The sequence below is a fragment of the Jezberella sp. genome (assembly GCF_964834465.1).
Map to the genome: position 1 here is coordinate 121,488 of NZ_CBAZRM010000006.1, position 13,027 is coordinate 134,514.

Below are 13,027 nucleotides of genomic sequence, written 5' to 3' on the forward strand. Positions count from 1 at the left end.
ACTTAACCATATACACACCCCGTCAAGACCGTGATTCAAGATTGATATTCGATCATATACGCAATCATCATGCCAAGTTTTCAGGGTTTACCTGATTGAGTCGACCAGATGCCAGAAAAAACGCCACCGATAGACGTAAAAAAAGGCGCAAGCTTAATGCTTGCGCCCTTAACTTAACGAACAGCTAAAACTTACTCAGCCTGAACTGCTGGCGCCTCGGCCTGAGGGGCTGCTGGCCCGCCTTGCTCTTCAATACCACCAATGGCCTTTACCGAAAGACGCAAACGACCTTTGTCGTCAGCCTCGATCACTTTAACGCGCAAGCTTTGACCGACCTTGATCACGTCATTGATGTTGGCAATTCGGTAATTGGCAATCTCAGAGATATGCAGCAAGCCATCGCGGCCTGGTAAAACTTGAACAATCGCACCAAAATCGAGCAGACGAAGCACGCTGCCTTCATAGACCTGCCCCACTTCGACATCAGCTGTCAGCTCAGTAATACGGCGCTGTGCCTCTTTCGCTTTGTCCAAATCCGCACTAGAAATCACGATGGCACCATCATCCGAAATATCGATTTGGCAGCCGGTCTCTTCGGTTAAGGCACGGATGGTTGCGCCACCCTTGCCGATCACGTCACGGATTTTCTCTGGATTAATCTTCATCGACAGCATGCGCGGTGCGAAAGCAGAGAGTTCGCCACGACCACCATTGATGGCTTCGCGCATTTTTTCGAGAATATGCAAGCGACCATCACGAGCCTGGGCCAACGCGACCTGCATGATTTCTTTAGTAATGCCCTGAATTTTGATATCCATTTGCAAGGCGGTGATCCCGTTTTCGGTACCCGCTACTTTGAAATCCATATCACCCAGGTGATCTTCGTCACCCAGAATGTCGGTCAAGACAGCAAATTTACCGTCATCAAGGATCAGACCCATGGCGACGCCAGCGACGTGATCTTTCACCGGTACGCCAGCATCCATCATAGCCAATGACCCACCGCAAACCGACGCCATTGAAGACGACCCGTTCGATTCAGTAATCTCTGACACCAGACGAATCGTGTACTGGAAATCAGCAGCAGCTGGCAGCAAAGGCACTAGTGCACGTTTAGCCAAACGGCCATGACCGATTTCACGACGCTTAGGCGTGCCCACGCGACCAGTTTCACCCGTCGCAAACGGAGGCATGTTGTAGTGCATCAGGAAACGGTCACGGTACTCGCCCATGAGCGCATCAATGACTTGCTCATTTTGCTTGGTACCCAGCGTCGCGATAACCAGCGCTTGCGTCTCACCACGGGTGAACAAGGCACTGCCATGGACACGGGGCAATACACCGAGACGGATGCTGATTGGACGAACGGTGCGAGTGTCGCGACCGTCAATACGCGGCTCGCCACTGAGAATCTGGCTACGGACGATACGCGCTTCGAGGTCGAACAAAATATTGTCGACAGCAACGCTATCGGGTGCTGGGGTACCAGCCGCAGCCGCTTGCTCAGCAACGGCAGCATGCACCGCGCTGTAGACATGTTTGAGTTGAGCCGTACGCTCTTGTTTCTGACGAATTTGATAGGCTGCGTTCATGCCTTCTTCACCCGCCGCTTTTACGACAGCGATCAAGGCTTCGTTTTTTGCTGCGGGCTGCCAATCCCAAGCTGGTTTACCCGCTTGGCTCACCAAGTCATTGATGGCGCTGATAACGGTTTGCATTTGGGTATGACCAAATACCACACCACCAAGCATCACTTCTTCAGAGAGCTGATCAGCCTCTGACTCAACCATCAATACCGCAGCTTCAGTACCAGCAACAACCAAATCCATTTTAGAGGTCAGCAGTTGGCTAGCCGTTGGGTTGATGACGTACTGGCCGTCAATGTAGCCCACGCGTGCGGCACCGATCGGACCGTCAAAAGGAATGCCAGAGATGGCCAGCGCTGCCGAAGCGCCAATCATGGCGGGGATATCGGGATCGACCTCTGGGTTCACTGACAAGACGTGGATCACGACCTGAACTTCGTTATAGAAACCCTCTGGAAACAGCGGACGCAGAGGGCGGTCAATCAGACGCGAAGTCAAGGTTTCTTTTTCGGAAGGCTTGCCTTCACGTTTAAAGAAACCGCCGGGAATCTTACCAGCTGCGTAAGTTTTTTCAATGTAATCGACTGTCAGTGGGAAAAAATCCTGACCGGCTTTCGCATCTTTTTTTGCGACAACAGTCGCAAGCACAACGGTGTCGTCAACAGACACCACCACAGCACCGGAAGACTGGCGAGCAATTTCGCCGGTCTCAAGGGTGACGGTGTGCTGACCGAATGAGAACGACTTAGTAATTTTATTAAACATGGCAAATAATCCTTACAAATGAAAAACCGTGCTCGACGCGACCAAAATGGCGCATGCGGCACGGTTGATTCACGGGGTAACTGCCCCACAAATTGCGATCACTTACGCAGACCGAGTTTTTCGATCAGCGAACGATAGGAATCTGGGTTGCGGCCCTTGAGATAATCGAGCAGTTTGCGGCGACGGCTAACCATACGCAACAAACCACGGCGTGAGTGGTGATCTTTCATGTGTGTTTTGAAGTGACCCGTCAACTCGTTAATACGAGCAGTTAACAGTGCCACTTGAACTTCTGGGGATCCGGTATCGCCTTGAGCGCGTTGATATTGCGCAACGATGTCGGATTTATTGATATCAGCTACAGACATTATGGCCTCTCATGAACATGCGTTGGGGCCGAGGTGCCCGAACGTGGTGGAAAAAAAGTATAACCCTGCTAGTATAACTGAATTGAGCCAATAAAGCCCGCTTGCTGTGAATAGGGATTTTTATCATGAAGCGTCGATATCCTTTGAACCTAACCGCCTTTTTTGCAGCGCGACGCACCAGCTTGTTGACGGGCCTTGTCTTAACTGTCAGTTTCACCCTAACGGGCTGTGCGCTGGTTGATACCGCTAAGCCGGGTACCCCGCTCAATGAGGTCATCGCGAAATTCGGCAAACCATCGACCGATTGCGCAAACACGGACGGCACCCGACATCTCGTTTGGACCCAGCAACCGCTTGGGCAAACGGCCATGGGCACGACTGTCTCGAAGGAGGGATTGATCGGCGAGGTGACTCAGCTGCTGACAGACGCCAACTTTAATCGCCTTGGCACTGGTCAATGGACACCTGAAAAGGTGATTTGTGAATTCGGGCCGCCCGAACATGCTGGCGAATCAGGGATGTATGAGCTTCGCAGCTATGTTCTGGATTATCGCTACAAGCAATACGGCACCTGGAACACCCTGATGTACATTTACTTCGATCTGAACACACACACACTCACCCACTTCAATGCGGGCCCTGATCCTCTATTCGATATGGGCAGATCTGGCAGACGCTAGCATTCGCTTGGCTTTGCGAACCCGAAAAAGCCAAACACCCCAGCCAGACAGCCCGTAAACGATAAATAGACCGAACAAGACCACTGGTGGGTCACTTGAAATAAAGACAAAACTCGCCACAAAAACCAAAATCGCCCAGAAAGGGACGCTTTTACTCAGGGCGAAACTTTTTCCGCTGTAAAAAGGCAGGTTCGTGACCATCGCAATGCCGGCATACAGTGTCAGTGTGAAGGCCGTCCAGGACACCATTTTTGGTGACACCTGAAGCCGGTTATCGACCACCAACCAAAGGAATCCCGCCACCAGCGCTGCCGCAGCCGGGCTGGGCAAGCCTTGGAAGTAGCGCTTGTCGACGACCGCAATATTAGTATTAAATCTTGCCAAACGAAGTGCTGCGCCGCTGACGTAAACAAAAGCAGCCAACCACCCCCAGCGGCCTAGGTCTCGCAACGCCCATTCGTAGACCACCAAAGCAGGCGCCACACCAAAAGAGGTCATATCCGAGAGCGAATCATATTGTTCGCCAAAGGCCGATGTGGTGTTTGTCAACCGTGCGACCCTACCATCCATCCCGTCGAGCACCATGGCGGCAAAGATAGCAATCGCCGCCATCTCAAAGCGCCCGTTCATGGCTTGAACGATGGCGTAGAAACCAGCGAAAAGAGCTGCGGTCGTGAAAGCGTTTGGCAGCAGATAAATGCTACGCCGCTTTAAATCTGGATCGCGAAGCGGACTAGTCGGCATAAATGTCCTCAGGATATTTCAGTCGGCAATTCAGCCAGCACGGTCGAAGTGGCCGAGACCTTATCACCAATTGACACCCGTGGGGTCGCGTCAATCGGCAAATAAACGTCAACACGAGAGCCAAAACGGATAAACCCATAACGCTGCCCCCTCGCAAGGTGGTCACCCGCCTTGGCATAGCACAAGATCCGCTTGGCAACCAACCCTGCCACCTGAACGGCAGTGACGGTATGACCCGTCTTAGCGCGCAACACCATCGCGTTGCGTTCATTTTCGAGTGACGCTTTCTCTAGTGCGGCATTAAAAAACTTGCCTGGGAAATACGTTGTGCTGAGAACCTCGCCATCGACAGGTGACCGATTACTATGAACGTTGAATACATTCATAAAAACACTGATCTTCAGCGACTCTCGGCCTGCATAAGGATCTTGTGCACGCTCAACCACCACAATGCGACCATCGGCGGGGGATAAGACGGCGTTGGGTTCTGTCGAGCCCATCCTGGGCGGATCTCTGAAAAATTGCAGCACAAAGAGCGCAATAATCCAAAGCAGAATCGACCACGAAGGGAACCAATACGTTGCTAACGTAGCAAGAATGACTGAGCCAGCCAAAAATGGCCAACCTTCTCTCGCAATAAGCGGATGGGGATAATGAGGTGTATGCATAGTGGATGAGAGGTTAACCCAAAAAAAACGCCCCGAAGGGCGTTTTCGACTGAGCGTTCAAAGCCAAGGCTTAGTTCTTGCTCTTGTCGACCAATTTATTGGCTGCAATCCAAGGCATCATCGCGCGCAATTTGCCACCGACGACTTCGATCTCTGACTCAGCATTGATACGACGACGCGAAGTCAAAGTAGGTGCACCTGCCTGATTCTCTAAGATAAAGCGCTTGGCGTACTCACCGTTCTGAATGTCAGCCAAGACTTGACGCATGGCAGCATGTGTCTCGTCAGTGACGATCTTCGGACCTGTCTCGTACTCGCCAAACTCAGCGTTGTTCGAGATCGAGTAATTCATGTTGGCAATACCACCTTCATAAATCAGATCGACGATCAATTTCAGTTCGTGCAAGCACTCGAAATAGGCCATTTCAGGTGCATATCCCGCATCCACCAAGGTCTTGAAACCAGCCTTGATGAGTTCAACAGTACCACCGCACAAGACCGCTTGTTCGCCGAACAAATCGGTTTCAGTCTCTTCACGGAAGTTCGTTTCAATCACGCCCGCACGACCACCGCCGATCGCGCAAGCGTACGACAGAGCCACATCACGGGCGATGCCTGACTTGTTCTGATGAACAGCGACCAAACATGGCACACCGCCACCCTGGGCATACGTGCCGCGCACGGTGTGGCCAGGTGCTTTGGGGGCTACCATGACGACATCGATATCTTCGCGCGGGACCACTTGACCGTAGTGAACGTTGAAGCCGTGTGCAAACGCCAGTGCCGCACCTGCTTTGATGTTGGCGTGCACGCTTTCACGGTAGACCTGGGCGATGTTCTCATCGGGTAACAACATCATCACGAGGTCAGCCGACTTCACGGCGTCAGCCACTTCAGCGACTTGCAAACCGGCGTTGGCTGCTTTAGACCAAGACGCGCCGCCCTTGCGCAGGCCCACAATCACTTTAACGCCTGACTCATGAAGATTCAGCGCGTGTGCGTGGCCTTGTGAACCATAACCAATGATGGCAACAGTCTTGCCCTTGATCAGGGACAAATCACAATCTTTATCGTAAAAAACTTTCATATCGGACTCCGTCTTTTATATATTGGATTCAGAAAATCAAAAAATTAATGGGTATTAACAAGTCTTCAAAACAATCAATCTCAATCCACTCGGATTTCAATCACCTCACTGCGGACTAAACCTTGAGAATCCTCTCGCCTCGCCCGATACCAGATACACCAGTTCGGACTGTTTCAAGAATGGCACTACGATCCAACGCATCGATAAACGCTTGGACTTTATCTTGATCGCCTGTCAACTCAATCGTGTAAGACTTGTCAGTGACATCGATAATGCGTCCGCGAAAGATATCGACCATGCGCTTGACCTCTTCGCGCTCTTTACCTACGGCGCGAACTTTAATCAGCATCAACTCACGTTCGATGTGAGGTCCATCTGATAGATCGACCACCTTGATCACTTCGATCAGGCGATTCAAATGCTTGGTGATCTGCTCGATGACATCATCCGAGCCCGTAGTGACCAGCGTCAACCGCGACAGGGTGTTGTCTTCAGTTGGCGCCACCGTTAATGTGTCGATGTTGTAGCCACGTGCCGAGAACAAACCTACGACGCGTGACAATGCGCCGGATTCGTTTTCCATCAAAACCGAAATAATATGTTTCATCTGGATCTCCTTACAGGTCTTCAGCGCCAAGCAGCATCTCGGTCAAGCCGCGACCTGCTTTGACCATGGGCCAGACGTTCTCTGATTGATCTGTGATGAAATCCATAAACACCAAGCGGTCTTTGAGTTTGAAGGCTTCAATCAATGCCCCCTCAACGTCTGCCGGCTTGTCGATTCGCATCCCCACATGCCCGTATGCCTCAACCAGTTTGACGAAATCCGGCAGAGCATCCATGTAAGACTCTGAGTAGCGCGACGAGTAATCAATCTGTTGCCACTGCCGCACCATCCCCAGGTAGCGATTGTTCAAACAAATCACCTTGGGCGTCAGATGGTATTGCTTACATGTAGACAGCTCTTGAATATTCATCTGTATCGAGCCTTCGCCCGTAATACACGCCACGGTTGCGTCTGGGTTTGCCATTTGCACCCCCATCGCATAAGGCAAGCCTACACCCATGGTGCCAAGACCACCTGAATTAATCCAACGCCGTGGCTTGTTAAAGCCATAGTACTGGGCAGCCCACATCTGGTGTTGGCCCACATCAGACGTAACAAACGCCTCGCCTTTGGTGATTTCGCACACCTTCTGCACGACCCATTGAGGCTTGATTAGCTCATCGGAGTTTGCAAAGTGCATGCACTGTTTACCGCGCCAAACGTTGACTTGATCCCACCACTTGGCCAGTGCCTGTGTGTTGGGCTTGGTCTCAGCCGACATCGCGGTATATTGGGTAATCAAGTCATCCAACACGTCTTTGACATTACCCACAATCGGCACATCGACCTTGACGCGCTTAGAAATTGACGAGGGATCGATATCAATATGAATGATCTTGCGCGGATGCGAACAGAAGTGCTTCGGATTGCCGATAACTCGGTCATCAAAACGTGCACCGATGGCCAACAAAACGTCGCAATGTTGCATCGACATATTGGCTTCATAGGTGCCATGCATGCCAGGCATACCCAGATATTGCTCATCTGAAGCTGGGTAGGCACCAAGACCCATCAAGGTATTCGTGATGGGTGCCCCGAGCATTTTGACGAACGTCTGTAATTCTGCGGATGCATTCGACAAAATAACGCCGCCACCCGTATAAATCATAGGACGCTCGGCTTGCAACAACATCTGAACGGCTTTTTTTATCTGCCCCTGATGTCCTCGTTCAACCGGCGCATATGAACGCATCGAGATCTCAGCTTTGGGCGGGGTGTATTTGCAGTGCGCAACCGTGATGTCCTTGGGGATATCGACTAGCACTGGTCCCGGACGACCGGTACGCGCAATGTAGAACGCGCGGCGCATGGTCTCTGCTAAATCTTTGACATCACGAACGAGGAAATTGTGTTTGACACAAGGCCGTGTAATGCCAATCGTGTCGCACTCTTGGAAAGCATCTTCACCAATGGCGTGCGTTGGCACCTGACCACTGATGATGACCATGGGAATCGAATCCATGTAGGCCGTTGCAATCCCGGTAACCGCGTTGGTTGCCCCCGGACCGCTGGTGACCAGACACACCCCCACTTTGTTCGACGAACGCGAATAAGCATCAGCCGCATGCACAGCCGCTTGCTCGTGACGAACCAGGATATGTTTGAATTTGTCTTGCTTGTAAATCGCGTCGTAAATATAAAGCACTGCCCCGCCGGGATAGCCGAAAACGTGTTCTACGCCTTCGTCGGCCAAGCAACGCACGACGATGTCTGCGCCATTGAGTTCCATGAGTAATGTCCTTTCATAACAGGCAAGGCCCATCTGACTGCATTTTTATTGTTAGACAAAAATGCTGAATCGCAACATATTCAGCAACATAATTCGGCGTTTTGAGACTCACGGAGCCTCTCCACCCAAACACATTGCTGATCAGCTACGCATTCGCCATCAGGCGATGCACGCACCCATCAGGGATGCACTGGATCGAAACGGAGTCGCTAACCACGGCTTGTGGCCTGGTCAGCAGCAAAGTTATGGCAAGAGCACTAGGGAGGGGTTTGCCCCAAAGTAAAAAAGCCTCGAACAGCTCGGCGGTAACCAAAGCTTGCCCGAACCCGCAACTTTAACCTTAGTTTTGCGCTTGTGCAAATCGGACTAAAATAAAGTTGGGCTCACGATTTGAGCGCTTCAGAGTTGCCGCATGGACATTAGCATTCCCCAACTACAACGTTTTTTATTCGGCCACCACTTCTATAGCGGGATCAGACGAGCCGCCGGTGCCCTACTTCCTGTCCTCGTTTTAGGCCTGGGTTTTAATTTATTTGCCGAAGGTTTGGTAGCCAGTTTCGGGGCACTTTGCATCGCTTTCATTGACCAGCCCGGTCCCCACCAGAACCGTCTGGGTGAAATGCTTCGTGGCGCGCTGCTGAGTTCACTGGCCGTCATCATCACCGGCCTGGCAAGCGCAAACATCTGGGCAGAAAGCATCGCCGTCGTTGCGCAATGCTTTGGGTTTTCTCTGTTGTCCGTCTACGGCAAAAAAGGGACCTTGATCGGGTTTGCCTGCTTGTTGCTGATGACAGTCACCTTGCACTCACCCCTCTCGCACCATGAGGTCTGGACGCACACCTTGCTATCCCTCGGTGGCGCGCTCTTCTACGCTATTTTCAGTTATTTCACCAGTCGCTTGATGAGTATTCGCGAAAAAGAGCAGGCGCTGGCCATTGCTTTGTTCGCGACCGCCGATTATTTGATTAGTCGCGGCAACATGTACAGCACAGAGCAAGAACTCGACGCCAACCATCGCCAGCTGATTCGGCGTCAAGCCGACATGATCGACAAGCATCAAGGTGCCCGAGACATGGTACTCAGGGGGCTTGCGAACCTCAATGGTACCGGCGACCCTCGTCGCATCATGCTCTGGAACCTCTTTATCGAGATGCTTGCCATTGTTGACACCATGGTCGCCACGCAGGCGGATTACGCACTGCTACACAGCAAACTAGCCGGTAAGGACATCTTGTTATTCATGCACGATGCGCTATTCAAAATGGCCCTCGATCTCGACCGCATCGCGCTTGCTGTGGTGCGTAACAAAGCGGCACGTAACAAGAACAGTGTGAAAGCAGAATTACGTGCCATCGAGTTTGAGGTCAAAACGATGCAACAAAACGGCTTTTCAGTCAGAGAGCCTGATGCCTACAGCGTTTGCCTGCAAATCTTGAAGCGATTGAGACACAATGCGAATCTCATCGAGCGCATGTACGTCTACACCCGCAGCTCTGAAGACATGAAAGCGCTTGAATCAGCAACTATCAACGATTCGTTGAGCGCTTTTTTATCGACTCAAAAGTTTAATCCCCGGCAGATCACCAGCAACCTGCACCTCGCTTCACCCTTTTGCAGATATGCCCTTCGAGTCGCTTTAGGGAGCATCATCGCTTTAACCATAGCCCATCTGATCCCTGGTTTGGCGCCGCAAGGTTATTGGATTCTGCTCACGGTAATTATCATCATGCGACCAGGCTTTGCGCTGACCAAGCAACGTAATAGCGGACGTTTGGGGGGTACTATCATTGGATGCGGCATGTCCCTGGCAGCCGTTTACTTCGTTGAGTCGCACCAAATCCTCGCCGGCATCATGGTGATTGCTTTGATCATTGGTTGCAGCTTGATCCTGGTCAATTTGCTGGCCGCGGCGGCGTTCAACACGCTAGCGATGTTGATTGCCTTCTTTTTGCTTAACCCGGCCGACACTAGCATCATTGGCTTTCGAGCGATCGACACGCTGATTGGCTGCGCCATCGCTTATGGCTGTAGCTACTTCCTTCCCTGGTGGGAGGCTCAATTCATGCCGGCGTTAAGCCGAAACGTCATTGCGGCAAACCAGCAATACTTGAGCAGAAGCCTGGCACTTGTCGCGCTTAAACAGGATGCCGAACAAGGGACCACGACTGCTTCGCTAGCGCAGGCGGATCTCGAATGGCGACTCGCTCGCAAAAGCCTCCATGTAGCGCTGAGTAATTTTGCACAAGCGTTTTACCGAATGATGGCCGAACCCAAGTCACACCAGCATGGGGTCTCTTTTTATAATGGCCTGATGATCCAGTGTCACATGCTGGCATCGCAAACGACCTCATTGATGACGATCCTGACTGCTCTTGGCTCAACGCCTGAGTCAGTGAAGACGCACGTCGATAAGCTTTTGCAGACGTTGAAAAAAGAACAACATGAGGTGGTCGGTCTCACTTCCCCCCCCGTCTTTGCGCCAGCTGGTTTGTCTGACTTGAATTACCCGCTCAACCAGATCCACAAATCTATTCTCGCCATCGTTCGGTTCAGGGCTAGCCTCGCTGAGGCAGGTGTGTCAGCCGTTAAATAGCGTGCCTGACTGTCATCATGCCACTCATACTTTCTGTGTATGATGTGTTGACTAAGTTTGCGTTGGCACAAGTCATTTTTTTTGAGAATCCGTCTCAACAAACAAAGGATTTCATATGTCGTTAAAAGATAAAGTTGCTCTGGTCACTGGTGCGGCCAGCGGTATTGGCAAGGCATGCGCTCTCAAGATGGCTGAGCAAGGTGCTGCTATTGTGATTGCCGATCTCAATCTCGAAAAATCACGAGAGGTGGCCAATCAAATCATTGCGGCTGGCGGCAAGGCCATCGCGATTGCGATGGATGTCACCAACGAGACTGAGGTGTTTGCAGGCATTGATTCAGCAGTTGCTACGTTAGGTAGTATCGACGTGCTGGTTTCAAACGCGGGCATTCAAATCATTGCGCCTATCGAAGACTACAAATTCTCCGACTGGAAGAAAATGCTCGCGATTCATTTGGATGGTGCGTTTCTGACTACCCAAGCAGCCATTCGCCACATGTATAACAGCGGTCGCGGTGGCGCAATTATTTATATGGGTTCGGTTCACTCGCACGAGGCATCAAAGCTTAAGTCTGCCTACGTCACCGCTAAGCACGGGCTACTCGGTTTAGCGCGCACTGTGGCAAAAGAAGGTGGCACGAGAGGCGTGCGCGCGAACGTGGTTTGCCCTGGTTTTGTTCGCACCCCATTGGTCGACGCGCAGATCCCTGAGCAAGCCGCTGCATTGCACATCACCGAACAAGAAGTCATCAAGAACGTCATGCTCAAAGAAACGGTAGATGGCGAATTCACGACCGTTGATGACGTGGCCAACACCGTTGCCTTCTTGGCTGGCTTTGAGACCAACGCTTTAACAGGCCAATCGATTATTGTGAGCCACGGCTGGCATCAGCAATAACAAGGTTAGAATCAAGACCCAAAAAAGGCGCCAGGGCGCCTTTTTTACATTGACCGGCTTCGTTCTTGACAAGTTTTGCCGCGAACTTTACACCGAACGCGCCCTATGAGCCCAAGATTCGCGATGAACATCGAACTGCGTGAACGTTTCGCCTTTAGGTGGCATGTTCAAACACGCAGGATGATCGAGGGTGAGTCGGATATCAGATAGCCCAGAAGCCCAGTGATACTCTTTGGTTTCGTGACTGAACTCAACGTCTTTATACGACCCTTCGGTCTGCTTGTTCTGATAGATCAAGTGAATGCAGTTGTACCGAACGCCTTCGAGCTTGGCGGCAAGTTCTTTAAAGAATGGATCTTTCGCACGCACGGCGGGTGGGACTTTCGCAATCGTTTCATTCAATAAATCTCTCAGTCGCTGCATTTCTTTCACAGCTGTCGTGATCGATCGCGTACGACTCGAATACTGAATATCCTTCATCCGTGTCATCACTTCGCCGATCGTTTCGGGCAAATTTCCCTTCGCCGACCACAAGTCAATTTGAAACACTAACGTGTCTTTTCGATTTGGGCCTGCAATCACGTATTCAAGTGGGGTATTCGAAACGCAACCACCATCCCAATAAAACTCTCCGTCGATTTCGGTTGCGGGGAATCCCGGTGGCAACGAACCAGATGCCAAAAAGTGATACGGTGTCAGCGTAATTTCGGTGTTATCGAAATACACAAAATTACCATTGCGGACGTTCGTTGCCCCCAATGACACCCGCATTTCACCATCGTTGATGCGATCAAAGTCGCACAAGCGCTCAAGGGTCGAGATCAACGGACTTGTATCATAGTAACTGATCTGCGCTGGGTTACCCATGCCAGGTGCCATTGAGCGGGGTACAAAAAAGCCCTTCTGCCCAGCCAGTATTGCTTGGCCAGCCGCTAAAGTCCCGAAAAAGGTTTCTGTCATGTCCTTAGATCGTTCATTGAACATGCCCACGGTAGAGTTCATCATGTCGATCATCGAGGTCATCACGTTCGCCACCGGGGATGGGGGATGGCAAATCGTCTCCCAAAACTCTTTCAACTTCGCCACCCTGTCTTCGGGCTTGTTGCCTGCAATGATGGCGCAATTCAACGCCCCGATCGAAATGCCGGCCACCCAATTCGGATTGACATTGGCCTCGATCAAGCCTTCGAAGACGCCCGCTTGATAGGCCCCCAAAGCACCGCCGCCTTGAAGCACCAGCGCGACACGGGGATACTGGGCAATTTTTTCTTGTGCAATCGAACGCTGTTTGCGAGCAACCAT

Annotated in this window: 11 protein-coding genes; 3 read left to right on the top strand and 8 right to left on the bottom strand. The window is 51.5% G+C overall.

What is annotated here, in order from left to right; translation table 11 throughout:
• Positions 1–191: 191 nt before the first annotated feature.
• Both pnp and rpsO read right to left on the bottom strand, forming a co-directional pair.
• Positions 192–2,351 carry a polyribonucleotide nucleotidyltransferase gene (gene pnp / locus AC1W8Y_RS06295; RefSeq protein ID WP_482013616.1) on the bottom strand — a complete coding sequence of 720 codons (2,160 nt, stop codon included), beginning with the start codon at positions 2,349–2,351 and terminating at the stop codon, positions 192–194.
• A gap of 98 nt (positions 2,352–2,449) precedes the next feature.
• Entirely contained in the window at positions 2,450–2,719 is a 270-nt protein-coding gene (gene rpsO / locus AC1W8Y_RS06300) for a 30S ribosomal protein S15 (protein ID WP_482013617.1), read from the bottom strand.
• Positions 2,720–2,844: 125 nt separating this feature from the next.
• On the opposite strand from rpsO, the gene AC1W8Y_RS06305 reads away from it, so the two are divergent.
• Positions 2,845–3,399, top strand: coding sequence for a hypothetical protein (locus AC1W8Y_RS06305; protein WP_482013618.1), 555 nt, complete (start codon positions 2,845–2,847; stop codon positions 3,397–3,399).
• Here AC1W8Y_RS06305 and pssA read toward each other — a convergent pair.
• From pssA to AC1W8Y_RS06330, 5 genes are all read right to left on the bottom strand, one after another.
• Positions 3,367–4,143, bottom strand: a complete 777-nt coding sequence (gene pssA, locus AC1W8Y_RS06310) for a CDP-diacylglycerol--serine O-phosphatidyltransferase (protein ID WP_482013619.1) — start codon at positions 4,141–4,143, stop codon at positions 3,367–3,369. The genes AC1W8Y_RS06305 and pssA overlap by 33 nt on opposite strands.
• An 8-nt stretch (positions 4,144–4,151) precedes the next feature.
• Entirely contained in the window at positions 4,152–4,811 is a 660-nt protein-coding gene (locus AC1W8Y_RS06315) for a phosphatidylserine decarboxylase (protein ID WP_482013620.1), read from the bottom strand.
• A gap of 70 nt (positions 4,812–4,881) precedes the next feature.
• The gene (ilvC, locus tag AC1W8Y_RS06320; protein ID WP_482013621.1) at positions 4,882–5,898 is read right to left on the bottom strand and encodes a ketol-acid reductoisomerase; all 1,017 of its coding nucleotides are present in this window, start codon (positions 5,896–5,898) and stop codon (positions 4,882–4,884) included.
• Between the two features lie 115 nt (positions 5,899–6,013).
• Positions 6,014–6,505: an acetolactate synthase small subunit gene (gene ilvN, locus AC1W8Y_RS06325; protein WP_482013622.1), complete on the bottom strand. Its 492-nt coding sequence runs from the start codon at positions 6,503–6,505 to the stop codon at positions 6,014–6,016.
• Positions 6,506–6,515: 10 nt separating this feature from the next.
• Entirely contained in the window at positions 6,516–8,234 is a 1,719-nt protein-coding gene (locus AC1W8Y_RS06330) for an acetolactate synthase 3 catalytic subunit (RefSeq protein ID WP_482013623.1), read from the bottom strand.
• 412 nt (positions 8,235–8,646) lie between these two features.
• On the opposite strand from AC1W8Y_RS06330, the gene AC1W8Y_RS06335 reads away from it, so the two are divergent.
• The gene (locus AC1W8Y_RS06335; RefSeq protein WP_482013624.1) at positions 8,647–10,827 is read left to right on the top strand and encodes an FUSC family protein; all 2,181 of its coding nucleotides are present in this window, start codon (positions 8,647–8,649) and stop codon (positions 10,825–10,827) included.
• A gap of 115 nt (positions 10,828–10,942) precedes the next feature.
• Positions 10,943–11,725, top strand: a complete 783-nt coding sequence (locus tag AC1W8Y_RS06340; RefSeq protein ID WP_482013625.1) for a 3-hydroxybutyrate dehydrogenase — start codon at positions 10,943–10,945, stop codon at positions 11,723–11,725.
• 87 nt (positions 11,726–11,812) lie between these two features.
• On the opposite strand, the gene AC1W8Y_RS06345 is transcribed toward AC1W8Y_RS06340, so the two are convergent.
• Entirely contained in the window at positions 11,813–13,027 is a 1,215-nt protein-coding gene (locus AC1W8Y_RS06345) for a DUF3734 domain-containing protein (protein WP_482013626.1), read from the bottom strand.